The sequence below is a fragment of the Pseudomonas sp. GW821-FHT01E10 genome (assembly GCF_059422365.1).
Window position 1 is genome coordinate 22,730 of record NZ_JBWKWT010000012.1, and the last position, 20,469, is coordinate 43,198.

Consider the following 20,469-nt stretch of genomic DNA (forward strand, 5'->3'; position numbering starts at 1 on the left):
AAGAACCGTGACTCTCATCTACGGCCATCGCGGCGCCAAAGGCGAAGCACCGGAAAACACCCTGACCAGCTTTCAGCAATGCCTCAAGCACGGCGTGCGCCGCTGCGAACTGGACCTGCACCTGTCCAAGGACGGCGAGTTGATGGTGATCCACGACCCGACCCTCAAACGCACCACCGACCGCCGCGGCAAAGTGGCCGAACACACGGCTGCGGAACTGGTGACCTACGACGCGCGCAAGGGCGGCCCAGGCTGGATCAAACCCTGCCCGATCCCGACGCTGGAAGAGTTGTTCGAAAAATGCGATTTCGAGCACTGGCAGCTGGAAGTCAAAAGCGCATCACGCACCCGTGCCGCAACCACCGTGCTGGCGATTCGCGAAATGGCCCAGCGTTTCGGCATACGGGACAAGGTCACGATTACCTCGAGTTCACGCGAAGTGTTGAAAGCCGCGCTGGACCTGGTGCCGGACGTGTCTCGCGGACTGGTGGCCGAGTACGCCTGGCTCGACCCGCTGAAGGTCGCGCAAAACTATGGCTGTGAGATGCTGGCGCTGAACTGGACCCTGTGTACGCCGGAACGCCTGCAGAAGGCGCAGCGTCAGGGGCTGCATGTGTCGGTGTGGACAGTCAACGAGCCCGCGCTGATGCGCAGGCTCGCCGACTTCGGCGTTGACAGCCTGATTACAGACTTTCCCGGTTTGGCCAGCGCCACGCTCGAGAATTGCTGAAATCGGTCTCCCCGGCCGGCTCAGGCCACCGGCCGGAGCCACTCAAAAAAGCCGGTTGAGGCCATCGTACGCCGCTACCCGATAGGCTTCGGCCATGGTCGGGTAGTTGAACGTCGTGTTGACGAAGTACTTCAGGGTGTTCTGCTCGCCCGGCTGGTTCATGATCGCCTGACCGATGTGCACGATCTCCGATGCCTGATAACCGAAGCAGTGAACGCCCAGCACTTCCAGCGTCTCGCGGTGGAACAGGATCTTCAGCATGCCTTGCGGTTCGCCGGCGATCTGCGCACGCGCCATGCTCTTGAAGAATGCCTTGCCCACTTCATACGGCACCTTGGCCTGAGTCAGCTCCTGCTCGTTCTTGCCGATCGAGCTGATCTCCGGAATGGTGTAGATGCCGGTCGGCACGTCGTTGACGAAGCGCCAGCTGCCGTTGTCGACGATGCTGCCAGCGGCCGAACGCCCCTGGTCATGGGCGGCACTGGCCAGGCTCGGCCAGCCGATCACGTCACCGGCGCCATAAATGTTCGGCACGCAGGTGCGGTAGTTCTCGTCGACTTCGATCTGGCCACGGCTGTTGACCTTCACGCCGATGTTTTCCAGACCCAGCTGATCGGTGTTGCCGGTACGGCCGTTGCACCAGAGCAAGGCGTCGGCCTTGATCTTCTTGCCGGACTTGAGGTGCAGGATCACGCCGTTGTCCACGCCTTCGACGCGGTCGTAGTCTTCGTTGTGGCGAACCGTGATGTTGTTGTTGCTGAAGTGGTAGCTCAGGGCCTGGGAAATTTCCGAGTCGAGGAAGCTCAGCAACTGACCACGGTTGTCCACCAGCTCAACCAATACACCCAGACCACTGAAGATCGAGGCGTATTCGCAGCCGATCACGCCGGCGCCGTAAACGATGAGTTTACGCGGGGTGTGGCCGAGGCTGAGGATGGTGTCGCTATCGTAGATACGCGGGTGATGGAAATCGATGTCCGCCGGGCGATAAGGACGCGAACCGGTGGCGATGATGATGTGCTTGGCCACCAGTTTTTCGACCACGCCGTTGGCGCAGACGACTTCGATGGTTTGCTCGTCGGCGAAGCTGCCGGTGCCGAAGAACACGTCGACGCGGTTACGGGCGTAGTAGCCGGTGCGCGAGGCGACTTGTTTGGAGATGACTTTTTCAGCGCTTTTCAACACGTCCGGGAACGAGAACCAACGCGGCTCACCAATGGCCCGGAACATCGGGTTGGTGTTGAACTGCATGATCTGCCGGACCGAGTGACGCAAGGCCTTGGACGGGATGGTGCCCAGGTGGGTGCAGTTGCCGCCGACCTGGCGACGGCTATCGACCATCGCCACCTTGCGCCCTGCCTTGGCAGCGTTCATTGCCGCGCCTTCTCCCGCCGGGCCGGAACCCAACACCACCACATCGTAGTTGTAGACAGCCATGCGTACTCCTCAGAACAGGCCGCGACACCCTCGGCGCCTGCGGCTAAATCACGCCGATCGGCGGCGTGAAGGAACAATTTGGGGCCAGTGCAGAACCCGGACACAGTCTATAGAAGCGTCAACGCCGCGCACATTAACCCTTGGTCGCGTCGTAGGCTAGTTTTGCCTGCACTACAAAGCCATCGAAAAATGCTTTTGCAGCCGCAATCACTCGGTTTTCTCACCGGCCAGGCGCTCAAAAGCCTGATTGGTGCGTGTGACAAAACCTGTATCGGCACGAATCACAAAGAATGCAGCAATGTCATGCGTTTGGGCATAGTCCCAACCCCGTTCAGGGCCAAGAATCAGCAACAGCGTCGATAAGCCATCGGCCATCAAAGCTGAAGGATGAATCACCGTGACTGACGCCAGGGTGTGTAGGACCGGTGTTCCGGTGCGGGCATCGAAGGTGTGGGAATAGCGCCGGCCACCCTGCTCGAAATAGTTACGGTAATCACCGGAGGTGGACACGCCGTAGCCGTCGACGGCAATGATGCGCTCGGCCACTTGCTGATCATCACGGGGTTCTTCCAGGGCGATGCGCCACGGTGAGCCGTCGAGTTTTTTGCCGACAGCCTTGAGTTCACCGGTGGCTTCAGCGAGGTAGTCGTGGATGCCCAGCGCTTCGAGTCTAGCGGCAATCGTGTCGACCGCGTAACCGGCAGCGATGCTATTGAAGTCGACCTCGACCGCGGCATCCTTGCACAACTGGTCACCTTCGATGCGCAGGTGATTATGACCGACACGCTGCTGCACCTCGGCCAGTGCTTCGGCGCTCGGGACTTTTTCCTCACGCGCCTGCGGGCCAAATCCCCAGAGGTTGAGCAGCGGTTCCACCGTCAGGTCGTAGGAGCCGTCACTTTGCAAAGACAAGCGCTCGCCGACGCGGACCAATTCGAGGATCGGCGCAGGCATTGTCTGGCAGTGGTTGGCGGGCAGGTTATTGAAGCGTTCGATGTCGGAGTCACTGCGATAGGTCGACATTTGCCGATCGACATCAGAGAGTATTTTTTCGACCTGGACGCGGACTTCCGCCGGTGCGGGAAGACCGGCATGGCGCACGTATTGGATCGAATAGCTGCTGCCCATGGTCGGGCCGTCGAAGCGTTCCAGGCTATCGCCGTTGCCACAACCGGACAAAATCCCGACCATTACCACAAGCCCTCCCCACCGTCCAGTTAACAAATCTTCATCTCCCCTCAAAACCGCGCCCGCCATTATGGGCTTCAGAGCGCATGGGAGCGAGCCTGCTCGCGATAGCGGTGACCGGTTTTACGATTGCTGCGCAATCGAACGGGAGCAAGCTCCCTCGCCACATAGGTGCAGCGCTTTCAAACAAGATCGACCAGAGTGAGTACCTACACATGTCTTCCAATACGAGCAAAGGCAAAGCGATTTTTCGCGTTGTCAGCGGTAACTTTCTCGAAATGTTCGACTTCATGGTCTACGGCTTTTACGCCACGGCCATTGCCAAAACCTTCTTTCCCGCCGATAGCGCGTTTGCTTCCCTGATGCTGTCTCTGGCCACTTTCGGGGCCGGTTTCCTGATGCGTCCGCTGGGGGCGATTTTCCTCGGTGCCTACATCGACCGCCACGGCCGCCGCAAAGGCCTGATCATCACACTGGCGTTGATGGCCGCCGGCACAGTGCTGATTGCCGGTGTGCCGGGTTATGCCACGCTGGGCGTCGCGGCGCCGCTGATCGTATTGTTCGGTCGTCTGTTGCAGGGCTTTTCAGCAGGCGTGGAACTGGGCGGTGTGTCGGTGTACCTCGCCGAAATCTCCACACCGGGCCGCAAAGGCTTCTTCGTCAGTTGGCAGTCCGCCAGCCAGCAAGCCGCGGTGGTATTCGCCGGCCTGCTCGGCGTGGGTTTGAACCACTGGCTGAGCCCCGACCAAATGGGTGAGTGGGGCTGGCGCGTGCCGTTCCTGATCGGCTGCATGATCGTGCCGGCGATCTTCGTGATCCGCCGTTCGCTGGAAGAAACCCCGGAATTCCAGGCACGCAAACACCGCCCTACCCTGCGGGACATCGTCCGCTCGATCAGTCAGAACTTCGGCATCGTCCTCGCCGGCATGGCGCTGGTGGTGATGACCACGGTGTCGTTCTACCTGATCACCGCCTACACCCCGACCTTCGGCAAAGCCGAGCTGCATCTGTCGGATCTGGATGCGTTGCTGGTGACGGTGTGCATCGGCCTGTCGAACTTCTTCTGGCTGCCGGTGATGGGCGCGCTTTCCGACAAGATCGGCCGCAAACCTCTGCTGCTGGGCGCGACGATTCTGGCGATCCTCACGGCTTATCCGGCGCTGTCGTGGCTGGTGGCGAACCCCAGCTTCAGCCACTTGCTGATTGTCGAACTGTGGCTGTCGTTCCTGTATGGCTCGTACAACGGCGCCATGGTGGTGGCCCTGACCGAGATCATGCCGGTAGAAGTGCGTACGACCGGTTTCTCCTTGGCCTACAGCCTGGCGACCGCAACATTCGGTGGTTTCACCCCGGCGGCCTGTACGTACCTGATCCATGTGCTGGACAACAAGGCAGCGCCGGGGATCTGGCTCAGTGGCGCGGCGGTGCTGGGGTTGATCGCGACACTGGTGTTGTTCCGGGGCAATCGGCATGCGTTGCGCACGGCGCAAGCGGCTGTCATCAGAGGCGCTCACTAAAAGGAACGCAGTCAGGTGCAGAACCTGTAGGAGCGAGCTTGCTCGCGAAGAGGGAGTGTCAGTAAACACTGATGTTGCCTGACACACCGCCTTCGCGAGCAAGCCCGCTCCCACATTTAATCGGCGTGCCCCATAGGTTTTAGTTCGCTTCGGTCCACATGCAGCCAAGGCGGCCCCTCTGCAAATCTGGCCTCCAGCCATGTCTTGAACGCCATGAGCGTCGACTGCGCGATGTTCAGGCAGTATCGGTATTCGATTTTAGATGAACAATATAGGCTCACTGCAGTTCATTACTGCACACAGTGCAGCAGTCAGAAACCTTCGGCAACAGGGCCACAGCAAGGGCCAGGAGAATCAGTGCCACGGCGACGGCAAACGTTATCCGCATGCCGCTGGCGACGGCTGCGGGAGACGCGCTGGTGATGTCTGTCGTCGCCGAAGCAAGCGCAAACACCGCGCCCATCACCGAAGCTCCAGTGATCAGGCCGAGATTGCGTGACAGGCTGAGCATGCCGGAAATCACGCCGCGCTGGTCCGGGCGGATGTCGGTCATGATCGCGGTGTTGTTGGCCGCCTGAAACAACGCGTAGCTGGCCGTGATCACCGCGATGGGCGCGAGGTAACCGAGGAGGCCGAACCCCGCTGGCATCATTGATAAAGCACTCGCGCCGAGCGCCATTGTCGCGAGCCCGAGACGGGTCATGCGCCGAGTGCCAAAACGGTCCACCAGGCGACCGGCCGGCACGCCGGTCAATGCAGCCACCAACGGTCCGACCGACAAGGCGAAACCGACAAGTGCCGTGCCGAGGCCAAGCGCACCCGAGAGATAAAACGGCCCGACCACCAGCGTCGCCATCATCACCGTCGAAACGAGCGCGCTCATGGCCAGGCTGGCGCTCAATCCCTGTTGGCGGAACAGCGCTAATGTGATCAATGGCGATGCGACCGTGGCCTCAACGAAGATGAAAAGCCCAACGCCGAAAACAGCCGCCAGCAGCAGCGCGATATTGAGCGGTCCAAATTCACCGTGCCCGATCGTCATGGCCAGCGCGTACGCTGCGAGCGTCAGCGCCAGCAACAACGTGCCGGCCTTGTCGAACCCCACCCGCCCCGCTTTCACTCGCTGAACATCCGCCGGCAAATAGCGATATGCGAGCCAGATGTTCAGCACACCCAACGGTATGTTGATCAGAAAAATCGCTTGCCAGCCAACGCCGGCAATCAACATCCCACCGAGCGACGGCCCCAGCGTGGTGCCGATCGCCGACATCGTTCCGAGCAACCCCATGGCGCTGCCGGTCTGCGCTTTCGGCACCGTCTCACCGACAAACGCCACGGTCAGCGCCAGCATCATCGCCGCCCCAAGCCCCTGCACCGCCCGGGCGCCGACCAGCCACCCAAGCGACGGCGCGACACCGCAGGCCAGCGATGACAGGGTAAAAATGGCGATGCCCACCAGTAGCAAACGCCGACGGCCGAGCATGTCGCCGAGCTGTCCGACGCTGACGATCAGCGTGGTGATCGCCAGCAGATACGCCAGAACAATCCACTGCACGTGTTGGAAGGAAGCATCGAACGCCTCGGCCAACGTCGGCAATCCCGCATTGGCGATGCTGGTGTCGAGTGAAGGCATCAACATCGATAGCGAAAGACTCGCAAGCGCCCAGCGCACCGAACCTGATTGAGTGATGGATTTCATTGTCTGGCCACATCTGAAAGGTAGAGCAGCAGCGTATGCCCGTGCGTGACAAGGCGGAAGGCGCAGCATTTGCACTTGATAGATGCGTTTGACGCCATGTCAGCCCCGCACCGTGCTAACGTTGCGGCATGACCACTCCCGATCTCAATCTGCTGATTACCCTGGACGTGCTGCTCGCCGAAGGCAGCGTCGCCCGCGCCGCCCAACGACTGCGGCTGAGCCCGTCGGCCATGAGCCGAGCGCTGGCGCGGTTGCGCGAAACGACAGGCGACCCGCTGCTGGTCCGGGCCGGACGCGGCCTGGTGCCGACGCCACGAGCGCTTGAATTGCGCGAACACGTCAGTCGATTGGTGCAAGACGCCGAAGCGGTTTTGCGCCCCGCCGAACAGCTCGACCTCATGCAACTGGTTCGAACATTCACGCTGCGCACCAGTGACGGTTTCGTCGAAAACTTCGGCCCGGCGCTGATCGCCCGCGCCGGTGAGCAAGCCCCCGGCGTGCGTTTGCACTTCGTGCAGAAGCTGAGCAAGGACAGCGCCGCACTTCGCGACGGCTCGGTCGATCTGGAAACCGGTGTGGTTGGCGGCACGACCAGCCCGGAAGTGCGCACCCGTGCATTGTTCGAGGATCGTTTCGTGGGCGTCGTTCGCACGGGGCATCCGCTGAGCGAGGGCGAGATTACTGCCTCCCGTTATGCCGCTGGCCGGCACATCCTGGTCTCACGGCGCGGGCTCGACAAAGGACCGATGGATAAAGCGTTGGAAGCGCTGGGACTGCAGCGGGAAATCATCACCGTCGTCGGCGGTTTCTCGGCCGCCCTGGCGCTGGCTCGCGCCTCGGACCTGATCGCCACCGTGCCTGCCCGACATACCCAAAACCTGCGCACCGGCCTGCACAGTTTCGAGCTGCCGTTCGAGCTGCCGCCGATCACCATTTCGATGCTGTGGCATCCACGGATGGATGCCGATTCGGCGCATCGGTGGCTGCGTGATTGCCTTCGGGCGGTGTGCGCGCAACCTTAGGGGTTCGGACGTCGGCGCCATCACCGGCGAAGTCCCCGTCGACCTACAATGGATCATGGACAACGATATCCAGATCAGCGGGTCGGCCTGGTTCACCACGGGCCAGGGTCAGGAACTGCCTCTTTGAGTAATCCAGAATGAAGATAAGAAGAATCGTGACCGGCCACGACGAACAAGGGAATTCCGTGTTCGTTTCCGACGACTATGCCCCAAGGGCGCAATCCTTTGCCTCCATCCCGGGGCAAGCGATGGCACAACTGTGGACCACTCCCGCCAATCCGGTACTCCTTGCACAGGAACACGATCCCACGCTCGATTATGCGTCGCTGATTCCTCCTCAGGGTGGCACCAGCATCGCCATGTTTGATTTCCCGCCTGACACCGTCATGCAGAATCTCGTAGATGGCATTAAGGCTTTTGAAGAGCTGAGCGCCGCACTGCCGGGCCTGATCGAAACGTTTGAGCCGGAAAATCCGGGCATGCACACCACCGCCACCATTGATTACGGAATCATTCTGGAGGGTGAGATGTGGCTGGAGCTGGATAACGGGCAGAGCCGTCTGGTAAAGGCAGGCGAGATCGTTATTCAGAACGGCACCCGGCACGCCTGGCGGAACAAAAGCGAGCGGATAGCCCGAGCACTTTTTGTGATGATCGGCACGTCGCGTCCAGAAAAAACCTGATGGGTAACCGAAAAGGGCAACCAGAGGAAGCAGGTGGTGTTGATGCTGAGCCAGACGCCAGTGGGTTCAAGGTTTTACGCCTGAACTGAGCGTTTAATCTGATGCTTGGTACGTGTCCAAACACGCACTCGTTGTAGCAGCTGCCGAACGCAGGCTTCGCCAGCTGCTACAGATCGCATACGACCTTCAACAGGTATTTCCCCTCAACCCTTCCTTTTCTGAAGCCCCTTCAACCGCACACTCGCCCGCTGCGCCGCCGCCATTTTTTCCGGGCGCTTCATGCGTTTCCACTTTCTGATGTCGTCCTTGGTGCGACCACAACTGACACACAGTTCACCACTGAGCTGGCAAACGGAAATACACGGATTTTCGATATCCTTGGCCACGGCTCAACCTCGCGTCGAGCGCTTGGGCGCCAGGCGTTGCTGCCAGTTGCCGCCATTGGCGCGCTGACATTGCTCTTCAGAATCAAACTGCACATGGGCCGCGACCGGGCTGACGAGAACGTCCGCTTCATTTAATGCTACGGCCGTCAGTTCGACCATGCGCTCGCCCTGCCCGCTCTCCAGCGCCTGATCCTTATGGGCCTGCGTATCGAAGACCCAGATCACCCGCAGGCTGGATGGAAAGGCGTCGTAATCGATTTCGTGGGTCAACCAGCAAAACCCGACTATTTCCGCCTTGGCTGTTTCGCACGCCTCGGTCAGAGTGGCGACCAGGCGACGTTCGATGTGTGCCTGATCGCGTTTGCTTAAAGACATCGGGTGGATCCTTGGGTGGCGGTCAACGGAAAAGGCCCATCATACGTGACCTCACTCGCCTTTTCGGCTCGTTCCGTAAACAAGACACGGAACGAATGCGAAGTTGATTTTCTCCTCAGACCTGCCGCCATCGTCCTACTTGCTTGTCTTTCGCATGTGTATCAGCGCGACACGGCGCCCATCCTGCGACACCCGCTCCTCAACCCCAAACGGCACAAACCCGAGCTGCGGATACAAAAGCAGCCCCGCCGTGTTCTCGTTGAAACATGAAAGCTGCACCTCGCTTGCCCGATGACGTTCAAACGCCAGCCCCACCATCGTTTCCACCAAAAACCGCGCGACACCTTTCCCCCGAGCCTTGGGCGAAACGATCACATTGCCGATTGAGCAAACGCCATCGCGCTCAAACGAATAAAAGTTAGCAAAACCGACAACAGCATTATCCCCTTCAACCACCGTTGAGTCCGAGCGTTGAGCTATCGATGCAAGCAGCTGAGCCTCCGTCAGCGGGTACTGTGCCTTCGGGAACATGAAAAAAAGCTCTTGGGGCGTTTGAGGAAAGTCGCAAATCGTCAACACGTCTTCAGCACTGACGGGGCGGTGGGTTAGCAGCATTGGTTTGGTTCCATCCAAAGGTCGATGCGACAGATTACGTTTTGCCGGCGCTGGATAAAAGAAACGCGTAACAGCGACTCCATCTCGACGGCTCAGATAAAAGACTATCCCTATCACCTCCCAATACTCCCCCTATTAGCTGACTGCTTTATAGGCGTCTACCCTTACTGGAGCGCTGGCATCAGCCGGCCGGTTGAGACCTGAGAAGAGATACGAATGAGTCAGGAAACGTACTAGGCTTGCCGTGGGCCACCGTGCTGGCAACTCGATTGCCGCTATCCGGATTTCCCGTGTGACCACGACGATCAATTGATCGCACGGCCGCAGCCTATGTCATTGATTCCGCTCGTCGCTATTGCGTGCCCACCCCGGGCCGGATAGCCGGATGAACACGACCAAAGGTAGCGCACACATGGCAAATGAATCGAAATGCCCGTTCAAACACGCCGCCGCTGGCGGTGGTACGACGAACCGCGATTGGTGGCCGAACCAACTGAATCTGAAGATCCTGCACCAGCACTCGCCCCTGTCCGACCCTATGGACGAGGGCTTCAACTACGCCGAAGCGTTCAAAAAACTGGACTTTGCGGCGGTCAAGCAAGACCTGCATGCACTGATGACTGATTCGCAAGACTGGTGGCCTGCGGACTTCGGTCACTATGGGCCACTGTTTATTCGCATGGCCTGGCACGCCGCCGGCACGTACCGCGTCGGTGACGGTCGTGGCGGTGCCGGCTCCGGTCAGCAGCGCTTCGCCCCGCTCAACAGCTGGCCGGACAACGTCAGCCTCGACAAGGCGCGGCGACTGCTTTGGCCGATCAAGCAAAAGTATGGCAACAGCATCTCCTGGGCTGACCTGATCGTCCTCACCGGCAACGTCGCGCTGGAGTCCATGGGCTTCAAGACCTTTGGTTTTTCCGGCGGTCGGCCAGACGTCTGGGAACCGGATGAGGACGTCTACTGGGGCACCGAAAACAAGTGGCTGGGCGGTGACGTCCGCTACGGCAAAGACAAAGAAGCCACGCAACAACCCGGCGAACGCAACCTGGAGAACCCGCTCGCCGCCGTGCAAATGGGCCTGATCTACGTCAACCCCGAAGGCCCGGAAGGCAACCCGGACCCGGTCGCTGCGGCGATAGACATCCGCGAAACCTTCGGGCGCATGGCGATGAATGACGAAGAAACAGTGGCGCTGATCGCTGGCGGCCACGCTTTCGGCAAAACCCACGGCGCCGGCCCTGCCGACAACGTCGGTGCCGAGCCCGAAGCCGCTGGTCTCGAACAACAGGGCCTGGGCTGGAAGAGCACTTTCGGCAGCGGCAAAGGCGGCGACACCATCACCAGCGGCCTGGAAGTGACCTGGACCACCACGCCGACCAAATGGAGCAACAACTACCTGGAAAACCTGTTCGGCTTCGAGTGGGAACTGACCAAGAGCCCGGCGGGCGCCAACCAGTGGACGGCGAAAGGCGGTGCCGGCGCGGGCATCATTCCGGATGCTCACGACCCGTCCAAGCGGCGTAATCCGACCATGCTGACCACGGACCTGTCGCTGCGATTCGACCCGATCTATGAACCGATTTCGCGGCGCTTCCTCGCCAATCCGGATCAGTTGGCCGACGCCTTCGCCCGCGCCTGGTTCAAACTGATCCACCGCGACATGGGCCCCCTCACCCGCTACCTCGGCCCGGAAATGCCCAACGAAGTACTCCTGTGGCAAGACCCGATCCCGCCGGTCGACCATGCCTTGGTCAACGACAGCGACATCGCCGCACTCAAGGGCAAGCTCCTGGCCAGCGGCCTGACCGTCTCGCAACTGGTGTCGACCGCCTGGGCAGCGGCTTCCACCTTCCGCGGCTCCGACAAACGCGGCGGCGCCAACGGCGGACGCCTGCGCCTGGCCCCGCAGAAATCCTGGCAGGCCAACCAGCCTGAGCAACTGGCGAGCGTGTTGGCGAAACTCGCAAGCATCCAGAACGAGTTCAACAACGCGCAAACCGGCGGCAAGAAAATCTCCCTGGCCGACCTGATCGTGCTGGCCGGTTGTGCCGGCGTCGAACAAGCGGCAAAAAATGCCGGCCATACCATCACGGTGCCTTTCACACCGGGACGCATGGACGCCTCGCAAGAGCAAACGGACGTTGAATCCTTCGGCTACCTCGAACCCGCCGCCGATGGCTTCCGCAACTACCTCAAAACCCGCTACAGCGTACCGGCCGAGGCCCTGCTGATCGACAAGGCCCAACTGCTGACCCTCACCGCGCCGGAAATGACCGTGCTCATTGGTGGCCTGCGCGTGCTGAACACCAACGTCGGCCAAACCCAACACGGCGTGTTCACGAAGCAACCGGGAGCGTTGACCAACGACTTCTTCAAAAACCTGCTCGACATGGGCGTGGAATGGAAACCGGTCTCTGAGGCCAATGAAGAGTTCGAGGGGCGCGACCGCAAAACCGGCGATCTCAAATGGACGGGGACGCGTGTTGATCTGGTGTTTGGCTCGAATGCACAGCTGAGGGCGTTGGCTGAGGTTTATGCCAGCAACGACGCGAAGGAGAAGTTTGTGAAAGACTTCGTGGCAGCCTGGGTCAAGGTGATGAATCTGGATCGGTTTGATCTGAGGTGATGCTGGCGCTCAATCCAGCGTGAAAAAAGCCCACTGACCGTTACTGGTTCAGTGGGCTTTTCAAGTCTGGGTACACGACGGCTGTCACGCCATCAACGTCGCCCTGGCTCAAGCCAAAGTGGAACCGAATCACTAGCGATATAGGTATTTCCCAACTAGGGTTCTCAGTAGCGCATCACCGACGTGGCGAACCGAAGGAGCCAGATCAATTGATGAGGTCTTTTTGTGTCGCGGTCGCATTCGTAGCGCCCATCGTGTTGTCCACCACGGTCACGGCTGAAGTACTTGCGCATAAGACAGCGCTCGCTTTTGTTGCCCAAACCCATGTGGGTGACAGCCTGCCAACACTGGCACTGCTGGCGGCAAAGAAAACACAAACCTTTGCGATGCTCATTGAAAAGTTAGGAAGTGAAAAAGCACACAGTGCCGTATCGAGCGAAATTGACGCGCTACTTCCGCAGTACCAGCCGAAATGGAATCAAAATCTTGCCGCGGCTTATGAGAAGTCTTTTACTGAAGAAGAGCTGTTATCACTCGCGTCTGAAGGCCAGGCATCCAAATACGCTGGCAAAGTGCTGGAACGGCGAACTGACATCGGCAGAGACATGCAGTCCAGCTCTACCCCGATACTGATTGCCCTTGTATCCGAGGCACTTAAAGCGGCCTATTCCAAGCATATTCGTTGAGGCGGTCTTGGCCCCCCTGCCATCAGCTTGTCCGAAGAAAACCAACGCCTCCCAGTGTGGAGGCGTTGTGCTTTTTGCTGATCGCAGGACGAGACTAAACGGGAGAAATCGTAGCCAGCGCACCAATCAAAATGGTCAACACCAGAAATCCACCCAGGAAAATTGCCATCTTGCCCATGGGGCCTCCTACGCTATGAGTTTGCGGTGCAGCGGTTGGCGTAACTGCTGACCGTGCTGTCATTGTGAGCCGCGGGCTGATCCCATTACAGATGCAGATAGCCAAGAAAAATACGGATCAGATCCGACGCATCAATCCACAATGAACAACTTCGCACCGCTGGTGGTAAACGAGCGGTGCCCCTCGGCATCGTTGCCCACCTGATAGCTCATTCCGGCAGTCAGTGTGAACTGGCGGCCATCTTCCAGTTCTGTGTGTAGCTCGCCTTCCAGGCACAACAGGATATGACCTCTCCAGCACCAGTGATCGGCCAGATATCCGGGGCTGTATTCAACCATCCGCACACGCGTTGAACCAAACTGGCAGGTCCGCCAATAGGCCATGCCCGTCTGGCCGGCATGTTCGACCGGTTCGATCTTCGACCAATCGGTAGTCCCAAAGGGGATGGCGGTAAGGTCCATTATTGCCTCATCAACTTGAAGTGAATACGGACCCTATCAACCGGGCCACGCTGCCGATAGACACAGATAGCCCACATTTACGGAATACAGGCTTGAGAGCAAAAACTAGTTGCCCCGCCCGCCACCAAACGACCACTCATCTGCCGCTGTCGTGGTAATCACCACCATCACGTCCTCAGAATCGATGCCCGGCGCTCGGCCCAGTTTCTCGACCAGGTTGCGATAAAAACGCTGTTTCGTCTCGATGTCTCGAGGGCGACCGGCAGTAATCGCGATCAGCACAAAGTCATCACTACGAGGACCGCCCAGGTAGTCGGGATCAAAGATCAGCTCGCCCGTTTCATGTTGGTGAATGACCTGGAATCGATCAGCCATCGGCACTTCGAAGCTTTCTACCAAGGCGTCGTGCAGCCCTTGTGAGAGGGCCTGTAAATACTCGGCAGACTTTCCCCGGTGCAGTGAAATACGTGCAAATGGCATTAAGACCTACTCCTGAAAATCCAACTGACAGGGGAAAACTATCAAGTCGCGATCATTCCGAATATCAGATTTAATAGCGGCCTTAGTCCCGAATTAATGGATGATTCGATGCGCCGTCCGACCTTCGATCTTGATGTGCTGCGTACTTTCGTGACCGGCGTGGAGTTCAACAGCTTCGCCAAGGCGGCGGATCGGCTTAATCGCTCGACGTCTGCCGTGAGCGCACAACTCAAGAAGCTTGAGGAACAGGTAGGCACACCAGTGCTGTCAAAATCCGGTCGAGGGCTGGTGTTGACGCCGGTGGGTGAAACCCTGCTCAGCCATGCACGCCGACTGCTTGAACTGAACGACAGCATTTTCCAGACCCTGCACGAAAGCCAGACCGCCGCCACGGTACGCCTGGGGCTTCAGGAAGACTTTGGCGAACACTTTCTCAGCGACATTCTGCGACGCTACGTCAAGATGTACCCGATGGTGAGCCTCGAAGTCAGGATCGCGCGCAATGCCGAACTGCTTGCATTGATCGACAGCGGCGGCCTGGACCTGGCCCTGTCTTGGGACACAGGGCACAAGTCCCCCTATGCCACGCACCTGGGTGAAACGCAGATGCACTGGATCGGGCCTCGTGACTCGCCCCCCATCAACCGCTCTGTCGATTCCCCCCTGCCATTGATCATGTTCGACGCCCCTTGCGTGTTGCGCAGCGCGGCCACCCAGGCACTGGATGAGGCGCGGATTCCCTGGCGAATCGCGCTGACCAGCCCCAGCGTTGGTGGAATCTGGGCGGCCGTTGCGGCCGGTTTGGGCCTCACGTTGCGAACCCGCATTGGTCTGCCAGGGCATCTCGCCGTGATTGCCGGTCTACCCCCGCTGCCGACCCTCGGCTATGTGCTTTATCGAGGGGCAGAACACTTGGCGCCTGCCCCCCGACAATTGGCTGCGTTGATACAAACGAGTCTGCAAGAGCAGGCGTTCAGTATGACTAGAGGCTCCCCCGCTTGATGCTGCCTAAAGCAGGTCGCTCAAAGTGTCGTACTTGTAGTACTGGCTGTAATTCAGAACATCTCGAGGTGTCACCTTTTCCGGAAAAGGGCTGTACATCGGGTCATCGATCCGATGGAACTTGAGCGTATCGGGAGCCGCTGCGTCAGGTACGTAAGCGGCGGCGGGATGCTTCGCTTGCCATGCCGCCCAGAGCCGGTCGACATTGCAATGATGCAGAAAGAACACCGGGTCGTTTGGCGAAGACGACAACCCCATGTCACCGCCGACCCACACATGGACGTTGTTGTGAATGCGTTCTTTGCCAGTCCATCCCTCGATGTAGTTGCGCGCACCACCGGTGGATTGCGCCGCGTCGTAGGGCACTTTGTCATACAGGGTATTTTCCTGGATGACCTTGCGTACATTGGCTCGGCTGGGCAGCGCCCCACCTCCCCCCAGATAACGCACCAGGGGGCGGTTTACCCGGCCCAGTTCCATGGTGCGGCCATCACCCATCAGTCGTACCCGCCACTTCCCGTCCACGAACTGTCCAAGGTACTGATTCGACCAGATGACTGATGTCCTGGGGTCCTGAAGTTCCGCGTCAGTGTTCCAGTCCCAATATGGAATTCGAAAGTGTGGGTCATTTACCGCTTTGCGAAGCAACGATTCCAGCCGCACTAGAAAGTAGCGATGCCACGGTAAAAATGATGGGCCTCCATGCGCAGCATTCCTGGCCATCTGCCCCGCAGGCGTTGAAATCATCATGGCCCGGTGGTGCCAGGCCACCAAGGAGTCATAAATCGAGAGATTGGCCTGCCCAGGCCAGGGATTCAGCGCAGGGTCCTTGAGCAGCTTCACCCCTTCGACGTATTTCTGAAGCGCCGCGAGATCTTTGACAGCATTAGACCTGATCATGATGTGCTCCGTGATCATGGTGAACGGGATGGTCGGAGTGCTCTCCCCCGTCGCCATTGCCCTTGGCGAAAGACTCGGGATAGGCATCGATCACCGCTGTCATCAAATCGAGAGCCGATCCGTAAGAAACGAATGGAGTGGCATGCGTATGGACCTGTCCAGCATCGTCCACAAACAGATGCGCCTGGACCGGGGCCCCATCCACCTCCACCTGGTAGGTGGTCACGATCCGGACAACGTGCCCTTTGTGATTAATCTCGCGAACCGTCCTGGCCTCATGGCCTGCATGCGGGTCCACGTACTCGGGAAACTGCTCCTTGATCCACGCAGGGTGCATTTTGTCAGGATCAGTGATGGATATCTCGGCGAGAGCAGCTATGTCGGGCGGGCTCGACAGCACGTTGGCTTCGGTAGCTGAGGGTTCAGGGCTGGAGACATTTTTCCTTGTCATGATTCCTCCTGGAGTGTGCCCCCGGACGATTGCCCGGACTGGCTGGAGAAAGTGTAGTTGGTGATGGGTAGACATGCTGTTGAAGCCAGAATAATGGGACCGGATGCATCTCTCCTGGGGGGGCGGACATTCAGTTTGAACACGGCTGCCAGTCCTCTGATCCCTTGCCAGGAAAGAATGATCAGAAAGACCAGTGGTGAGCCTTGACTTCATGGCTCCCAGTTATATGCCTGAACTGGTTGAGCACAGGCAGTTGGTGACCGTAGATACCGTCTTGAACTTCACCTACTCCTGCGGATCAATCTGACCCAACAGGATATTGACGTCAAAAAACAGAAGTCGCGCGATTACAGCTAAGGGGTTGGGCGTAAAATATAGGCCTATGATTTATATAGACTTTTAAAAAAGTCGGAATTGGTAGCGCAGAGTTATCTAGAGGCTTCTATTATTTCGTTATCGCCGAATTCGGCCCAATCATTGTTATGCGTCAACGACAACGCAAGCCCTTAATCAATAATTATGGGAGGGTAACATGTCGACAAAAAAAATAACTGCCTTACTCGTGCTGGCTTTTAGCTTTTTCGGAGTGACGAGTTGTGCCAACATAAGAAATTATTCAGAAGTCTCAAGCGAAAGAAACAAGAGCATTGTTCCTGATATTGACTATTATGACCTCGCATACAATGTAGATGTTATTGTGCTTCCTACAGAAATAAAAACCAAAGAAAATGCAGATACAGACAACAACTTTTCAGGTGAATTACAAATTTCAAACTGGGGAAATTCCATCAAGAATGCGACCCAGAAAGAAATTCATAACAGTGATCGCTTTATCGAATTTGGACATTACAGCGGCCGCATTGAAATAGGTACAGAAATATCTTCAGTATCTATAAGCAACGCCCGAGGCGGGACTCGTTCGAAATGCAATGTTGTTTACACATATAAAGATTTAGCGGCAGGAAAAATACTCTCCAGGCATGACAGTACCATTGAATTAATAGCACCACCCTCTGCCATACCAAAAACCAGTAATAGCTTTTCTTACAGCCTTGATCAACTGACATACGCTATTGCTCGCGAGGCGATTTCTGGCCTCATTCGATTGTCGCCTGTTGCCGACATCCAGCTAACGCAGAAGCAAGTGAAATTTTATAATTCAAATATCAAAAGAAAACCCAACCAAATTATTAGCTACGTGCCGATTGACAGTCTTATCCACAAGAACAAAAAAGAACTGAACTCTGCTTTTTCAATGGCCAAGAAAACGCAAAAAAATAGCAATAAGTCGACAAAAAAAAACAAGCCAACAGTTAAATTAGACACCGTCTCCGCTCCCGCCGCCCACCCTCTGAAATCTAATAAAGCTAGTGATACACCCACCGCAAACACCGTGACATCGAGTGACAACACTGTCAGTCAGAACTCAAGCCAGGCTGCGACTAAAAACAAGAAAGACGATAGTAATTCAAGCGAAATAGCTAGTTCATCGGAGCGCTTGAAGGATGGGGCCATTAAGAACAATGAGCCCAATGATGACAGCAGTGGATATATAGCCACCCCGGAAAACCATCAACCTCAAATCGATGTATCGGCAGAGCAAGAAAGAGCATTGGATGAATGTTTGAAGAAGGAAAAAGAAAAGTTACAGGGAGCGACTGACAATGCCGCATCACGTACCGGATATACAACCGTGTCGGGACTCTATCAACCTCAAAACAAGATATTAGCAGTGCAAGAAAGAGCAATGGATGAATGTTTGAAGAAGGCAAAGGCAAAGTTACGGTGAGCGACTGGCAATGCTGCTTCACGTACCGGATATACAGTCGCGTCGGGACGCCCACCAACCTCAGAGCATTCAAACAAACTCCACAGCACCAAAAAACATATGGATTCAAGAACGACGAGGGACACAATGAGCAACTCATTCTTGGCTTCCATAATACAATGGACAAGTGTAACTCTTCTGATACTGATTATTCTTCGATGGCTCATGAAAGAGCAGATAAAGGAACGGACGACTGAGGAATCAGGACTATTGAGATTACCGAGAGGCGTCCTTATTGTTGGCCTTACTTGCCTCTTGGGATTCTCCGCCTTGGCAATTATCTCAAATATCATCAGCAATAAAACGACTACTGCGTGGACAACGGCTGGCTTTCTCAGTTTTGCGCTACTGGGACTCTATCTAGTTGCCGTTTATTTTCTCGAACGACACGAAGTCTCGGAGCACGGCCTTACATTCGGCCGAGTGTTCCGAAAGCACGGATATTTAAGTTGGGTCGAGGTTTGTAGTGTTCGATACTCTAGGAAGATGAATTACTTTCGGCTGGAAACGCATATGAGCAGTGTCGCGCGGATCTCGATCCTCTTCATGGGACTTCCCGAATTTGCAAAGCTGGTCCTCGTTAACGTCCCCCTTGAAATGATAGAACCTGGAACCTTGCCGGTTTTGGAAGCAATCGCAAACCGCAGCCCTGTTCAGTAAGGGAGGCGAAGATTTTTGGATTCAGAAAAGCAGGCGTATTACGCAAGGTTTGAGGCTACGGATAAATGGATAAAAAGCCTGGAATTGATGCATGACGATGAGTGAAACCGCTCTCCTCAGGCCTGCTTCACAGCCTAACGGGGGCAAGCCCCCTCGCCACAAAAAACGCGCCAAACTCAGGTATTGCGCTACCTGCCAGAGCTGAATCCCAGACACAAAAAAGCCCACTGACCGTCACCGGTCCAGTGGGCTTTTGACAGGGCCTCTAGTTACAGAGCCATATCCGTCGCAGCATTCTCTTTCACAGCCTTAGGCTTCTCAGCCGGAGCAGCAGGAGCCGCTGCCTGACCAATCACCGGCGGCGGAGTCAGCTCCAGCACCTTGGCGGTGTAAGCCCACTCTTGAGCCACTTTCTCAGGGCTGTTGTTCAGCTGAGTGCCGTAGCTAGGCACGATCTGATGCAGTTTTTCCTGCCAGGCTGGGGTGGCAACCTTGTCCTTGAACACTTTCTGCAGCACGGTCAGCAGACCGGCGATGGTGCCGTCAGCGGAAGCAACGATTTCGGTACCCAACTTCAGCACGCCACCCGCGGCTTCATCACGCTTGATGATTTGCACGCGTTGACCGGCTTGCCACAGACTGCCCTTCCCTACGGCATGATGAAGGAATTCCGATTTTTCCATTGACCTCTGAGAGGTCTCTTCAGCAAACAGGGCCTTCTGCTAGGCTAGCCGTCAGGATTAAAGGGCCACAGGGAGAAGGCAGGGTGCCTCACATTCGACACGTTATGGAAAAACCACCCAGAAATATTTGGAGACGCAGCTCCGTGCAGAACCAACGGCGCCAAAAACTTCAGTGATCAGTGTGCTATCAACCTCGGCGTGGCACTACGCCGGGCAGGTGCTGATCTCGGCAAGCTCAAGGATGTCCGCCACTGTTGGCAGCACCCCAAGAGCGAAGGGCATGTACTGGCAGCAGAAGAAATAGCGCAAGCGTTAAGCCAAGCCAAAATTCCCGGTATGCACGCCATCAAAAAGATAAAGCCAAAGGACTTCGAAGATGATCTTGAAGGGCAACAAGGCATCATTTTCTTCAAGGATTTCTGGCGCCGAGGAAACGAGACCTTCGGCAATCGCAGCGGCGATCATATTGATCTATGGAACGGACGTAGACTCACGGACTGGCTGAGCTACCCTCGTATTCAGTTGGGGTTTTCCATTGAGGGCAGCTTCTCCGACTACCACGAGTCGAAGGAAATATGGTTTGGGAAGGTCATATGAAAACTGTTAAAGGGGCGTTGTTCGTCATTCTTATTGTTGCCCTGGCCATTGGAGCGTTTAACTTGATATTCGTGGCAGTGTCTGGCTACTTTGGGCCGTTCTACGAGAGTGAGGCAGACCAAAGTCGAAACTTTGCAATTTGGCTTTTGGGTAATGCGGGGGTTGGGTTGCTTTCGGTTTTCATGGGTGTCGTTTTGTATCGGCGATATCTTCGCAGACACAAAAAAGCCCACTGACCGTCACCGGTTCAGTGGGCTTTTGACAG

At 57.1% G+C, this 20,469-nt stretch carries 22 protein-coding genes; 11 read left to right on the forward strand and 11 right to left on the reverse strand.

Translation table 11 applies throughout. The features are described 5' to 3' along the window. Positions 1–7 precede the first annotated feature (7 nt). Positions 8–730, forward strand: coding sequence for a glycerophosphodiester phosphodiesterase (locus tag AC07V0_RS20315; protein WP_018928152.1), 723 nt, complete (start codon positions 8–10; stop codon positions 728–730). A 42-nt stretch (positions 731–772) separates the two neighbouring features. On the opposite strand, the gene sthA is transcribed toward AC07V0_RS20315, so the two are convergent. Both sthA and AC07V0_RS20325 read right to left on the reverse strand, forming a co-directional pair. After that, positions 773–2,167 carry a Si-specific NAD(P)(+) transhydrogenase gene (gene sthA, locus AC07V0_RS20320; protein WP_007935284.1) on the reverse strand — a complete coding sequence of 465 codons (1,395 nt, stop codon included), beginning with the start codon at positions 2,165–2,167 and terminating at the stop codon, positions 773–775. 207 nt (positions 2,168–2,374) lie between these two features. After that, complete coding sequence (locus AC07V0_RS20325) at positions 2,375–3,358, reverse strand: FAD:protein FMN transferase (protein WP_370741118.1); 984 nt, start codon at positions 3,356–3,358, stop codon at positions 2,375–2,377. A gap of 212 nt (positions 3,359–3,570) precedes the next feature. On the opposite strand from AC07V0_RS20325, the gene AC07V0_RS20330 reads away from it, so the two are divergent. Beyond that, positions 3,571–4,872: an MFS transporter gene (locus tag AC07V0_RS20330; RefSeq protein ID WP_064616948.1), complete on the forward strand. Its 1,302-nt coding sequence runs from the start codon at positions 3,571–3,573 to the stop codon at positions 4,870–4,872. A 277-nt stretch (positions 4,873–5,149) separates the two neighbouring features. On the opposite strand, the gene AC07V0_RS20335 is transcribed toward AC07V0_RS20330, so the two are convergent. Then, positions 5,150–6,571: an MFS transporter gene (locus AC07V0_RS20335; RefSeq protein WP_086945389.1), complete on the reverse strand. Its 1,422-nt coding sequence runs from the start codon at positions 6,569–6,571 to the stop codon at positions 5,150–5,152. Between the two features lie 128 nt (positions 6,572–6,699). On the opposite strand from AC07V0_RS20335, the gene AC07V0_RS20340 reads away from it, so the two are divergent. Both AC07V0_RS20340 and AC07V0_RS20345 read left to right on the forward strand, forming a co-directional pair. Further along, the gene (locus tag AC07V0_RS20340) at positions 6,700–7,593 is read left to right on the forward strand and encodes a LysR family transcriptional regulator (RefSeq protein ID WP_086945388.1); all 894 of its coding nucleotides are present in this window, start codon (positions 6,700–6,702) and stop codon (positions 7,591–7,593) included. 137 nt (positions 7,594–7,730) lie between these two features. Continuing rightward, complete coding sequence (locus tag AC07V0_RS20345; RefSeq protein ID WP_086945387.1) at positions 7,731–8,276, forward strand: cupin domain-containing protein; 546 nt, start codon at positions 7,731–7,733, stop codon at positions 8,274–8,276. A 203-nt stretch (positions 8,277–8,479) separates the two neighbouring features. On the opposite strand, the gene AC07V0_RS20350 is transcribed toward AC07V0_RS20345, so the two are convergent. The 3 genes from AC07V0_RS20350 to AC07V0_RS20360 form a co-directional block, all read right to left on the reverse strand. Continuing rightward, a complete protein-coding gene (locus tag AC07V0_RS20350) occupies positions 8,480–8,662 on the reverse strand; it encodes a DUF1289 domain-containing protein (RefSeq protein WP_081626539.1) in 183 nt (60 codons plus the stop codon). 3 nt (positions 8,663–8,665) lie between these two features. Next, entirely contained in the window at positions 8,666–9,037 is a 372-nt protein-coding gene (locus AC07V0_RS20355) for a hypothetical protein (RefSeq protein ID WP_018928157.1), read from the reverse strand. A gap of 135 nt (positions 9,038–9,172) precedes the next feature. Beyond that, a complete protein-coding gene (locus AC07V0_RS20360; protein WP_064616944.1) occupies positions 9,173–9,652 on the reverse strand; it encodes a GNAT family N-acetyltransferase in 480 nt (159 codons plus the stop codon). A gap of 385 nt (positions 9,653–10,037) precedes the next feature. Between AC07V0_RS20360 and katG the strand changes: the two genes are divergently transcribed. Both katG and AC07V0_RS20370 read left to right on the forward strand, forming a co-directional pair. Further along, positions 10,038–12,278, forward strand: a complete 2,241-nt coding sequence (katG, locus tag AC07V0_RS20365) for a catalase/peroxidase HPI (protein WP_086945386.1) — start codon at positions 10,038–10,040, stop codon at positions 12,276–12,278. A 212-nt stretch (positions 12,279–12,490) separates the two neighbouring features. Continuing rightward, positions 12,491–12,964, forward strand: a complete 474-nt coding sequence (locus AC07V0_RS20370; protein WP_018928159.1) for a hypothetical protein — start codon at positions 12,491–12,493, stop codon at positions 12,962–12,964. 309 nt (positions 12,965–13,273) lie between these two features. Here AC07V0_RS20370 and AC07V0_RS20375 read toward each other — a convergent pair whose 3' ends face one another. Beyond that, positions 13,274–13,603 carry a DHCW motif cupin fold protein gene (locus AC07V0_RS20375; RefSeq protein ID WP_018928161.1) on the reverse strand — a complete coding sequence of 110 codons (330 nt, stop codon included), beginning with the start codon at positions 13,601–13,603 and terminating at the stop codon, positions 13,274–13,276. A gap of 105 nt (positions 13,604–13,708) precedes the next feature. Continuing rightward, positions 13,709–14,083 (reverse strand): tautomerase family protein, encoded by a 375-nt coding sequence (locus AC07V0_RS20380; RefSeq protein WP_064616942.1) that lies wholly within the window; start codon positions 14,081–14,083, stop codon positions 13,709–13,711. Positions 14,084–14,191: 108 nt separating this feature from the next. Between AC07V0_RS20380 and AC07V0_RS20385 the strand changes: the two genes are divergently transcribed. Then, complete coding sequence (locus tag AC07V0_RS20385; protein ID WP_086945385.1) at positions 14,192–15,085, forward strand: LysR substrate-binding domain-containing protein; 894 nt, start codon at positions 14,192–14,194, stop codon at positions 15,083–15,085. Between the two features lie 6 nt (positions 15,086–15,091). Here AC07V0_RS20385 and AC07V0_RS20390 read toward each other — a convergent pair whose 3' ends face one another. Both AC07V0_RS20390 and AC07V0_RS20395 read right to left on the reverse strand, forming a co-directional pair. After that, entirely contained in the window at positions 15,092–15,985 is an 894-nt protein-coding gene (locus AC07V0_RS20390) for a tyrosinase family protein (protein WP_018928164.1), read from the reverse strand. Continuing rightward, a complete protein-coding gene (locus AC07V0_RS20395; protein ID WP_086945383.1) occupies positions 15,972–16,436 on the reverse strand; it encodes a hypothetical protein in 465 nt (154 codons plus the stop codon). The genes AC07V0_RS20390 and AC07V0_RS20395 overlap by 14 nt, the downstream gene beginning before the upstream one ends. A gap of 532 nt (positions 16,437–16,968) precedes the next feature. Here AC07V0_RS20395 and AC07V0_RS20400 point away from each other — a divergent pair. Continuing rightward, a complete protein-coding gene (locus tag AC07V0_RS20400) occupies positions 16,969–18,225 on the forward strand; it encodes a hypothetical protein (protein WP_086945382.1) in 1,257 nt (418 codons plus the stop codon). Between the two features lie 552 nt (positions 18,226–18,777). Then, positions 18,778–18,924 carry a hypothetical protein gene (locus AC07V0_RS20405; protein ID WP_495019826.1) on the forward strand — a complete coding sequence of 49 codons (147 nt, stop codon included), beginning with the start codon at positions 18,778–18,780 and terminating at the stop codon, positions 18,922–18,924. A 269-nt stretch (positions 18,925–19,193) separates the two neighbouring features. Here the strand turns inward: AC07V0_RS20405 and AC07V0_RS20410 are convergent, their stop codons facing one another. After that, complete coding sequence (locus AC07V0_RS20410; protein ID WP_256580702.1) at positions 19,194–19,637, reverse strand: malate:quinone oxidoreductase; 444 nt, start codon at positions 19,635–19,637, stop codon at positions 19,194–19,196. 168 nt (positions 19,638–19,805) lie between these two features. Between AC07V0_RS20410 and AC07V0_RS20415 the strand changes: the two genes are divergently transcribed. Then, positions 19,806–20,204 (forward strand): T6SS effector amidase Tae4 family protein, encoded by a 399-nt coding sequence (locus tag AC07V0_RS20415; RefSeq protein ID WP_245846271.1) that lies wholly within the window; start codon positions 19,806–19,808, stop codon positions 20,202–20,204. Then, positions 20,201–20,440: a hypothetical protein gene (locus AC07V0_RS20420; RefSeq protein ID WP_086945379.1), complete on the forward strand. Its 240-nt coding sequence runs from the start codon at positions 20,201–20,203 to the stop codon at positions 20,438–20,440. The genes AC07V0_RS20415 and AC07V0_RS20420 overlap by 4 nt, the downstream gene beginning before the upstream one ends. Positions 20,441–20,469: the final 29 nt, after the last annotated feature.

Excerpts from the sequence above, each read along its gene's own strand:
- AC07V0_RS20340 (WP_086945388.1), top strand. The coding sequence starts at position 6,700 with ATGACCACTCCCGATCTCAATCTGCTGATTACCCTGGACGTGCTGCTC.
- AC07V0_RS20375 (WP_018928161.1), bottom strand. The coding sequence starts at position 13,603 with ATGGACCTTACCGCCATCCCCTTTGGGACTACCGATTGGTCGAAGATC.
- AC07V0_RS20330 (WP_064616948.1), top strand. The coding sequence starts at position 3,571 with ATGTCTTCCAATACGAGCAAAGGCAAAGCGATTTTTCGCGTTGTCAGC.
- AC07V0_RS20405 (WP_495019826.1), top strand. The coding sequence starts at position 18,778 with ATGAGCAGTGTCGCGCGGATCTCGATCCTCTTCATGGGACTTCCCGAA.
- AC07V0_RS20390 (WP_018928164.1), bottom strand. The coding sequence starts at position 15,985 with ATGATCAGGTCTAATGCTGTCAAAGATCTCGCGGCGCTTCAGAAATAC.
- AC07V0_RS20325 (WP_370741118.1), bottom strand. The coding sequence starts at position 3,358 with ATGGTCGGGATTTTGTCCGGTTGTGGCAACGGCGATAGCCTGGAACGC.
- AC07V0_RS20335 (WP_086945389.1), bottom strand. The coding sequence starts at position 6,571 with ATGAAATCCATCACTCAATCAGGTTCGGTGCGCTGGGCGCTTGCGAGT.
- AC07V0_RS20360 (WP_064616944.1), bottom strand. The coding sequence starts at position 9,652 with ATGCTGCTAACCCACCGCCCCGTCAGTGCTGAAGACGTGTTGACGATT.
- AC07V0_RS20420 (WP_086945379.1), top strand. The coding sequence starts at position 20,201 with ATGAAAACTGTTAAAGGGGCGTTGTTCGTCATTCTTATTGTTGCCCTG.
- AC07V0_RS20395 (WP_086945383.1), bottom strand. The coding sequence starts at position 16,436 with ATGACAAGGAAAAATGTCTCCAGCCCTGAACCCTCAGCTACCGAAGCC.
- AC07V0_RS20380 (WP_064616942.1), bottom strand. The coding sequence starts at position 14,083 with ATGCCATTTGCACGTATTTCACTGCACCGGGGAAAGTCTGCCGAGTAT.
- AC07V0_RS20370 (WP_018928159.1), top strand. The coding sequence starts at position 12,491 with ATGAGGTCTTTTTGTGTCGCGGTCGCATTCGTAGCGCCCATCGTGTTG.
- AC07V0_RS20355 (WP_018928157.1), bottom strand. The coding sequence starts at position 9,037 with ATGTCTTTAAGCAAACGCGATCAGGCACACATCGAACGTCGCCTGGTC.
- sthA (WP_007935284.1), bottom strand. The coding sequence starts at position 2,167 with ATGGCTGTCTACAACTACGATGTGGTGGTGTTGGGTTCCGGCCCGGCG.
- AC07V0_RS20400 (WP_086945382.1), top strand. The coding sequence starts at position 16,969 with ATGTCGACAAAAAAAATAACTGCCTTACTCGTGCTGGCTTTTAGCTTT.
- katG (WP_086945386.1), top strand. The coding sequence starts at position 10,038 with ATGAACACGACCAAAGGTAGCGCACACATGGCAAATGAATCGAAATGC.
- AC07V0_RS20345 (WP_086945387.1), top strand. The coding sequence starts at position 7,731 with ATGAAGATAAGAAGAATCGTGACCGGCCACGACGAACAAGGGAATTCC.
- AC07V0_RS20385 (WP_086945385.1), top strand. The coding sequence starts at position 14,192 with ATGCGCCGTCCGACCTTCGATCTTGATGTGCTGCGTACTTTCGTGACC.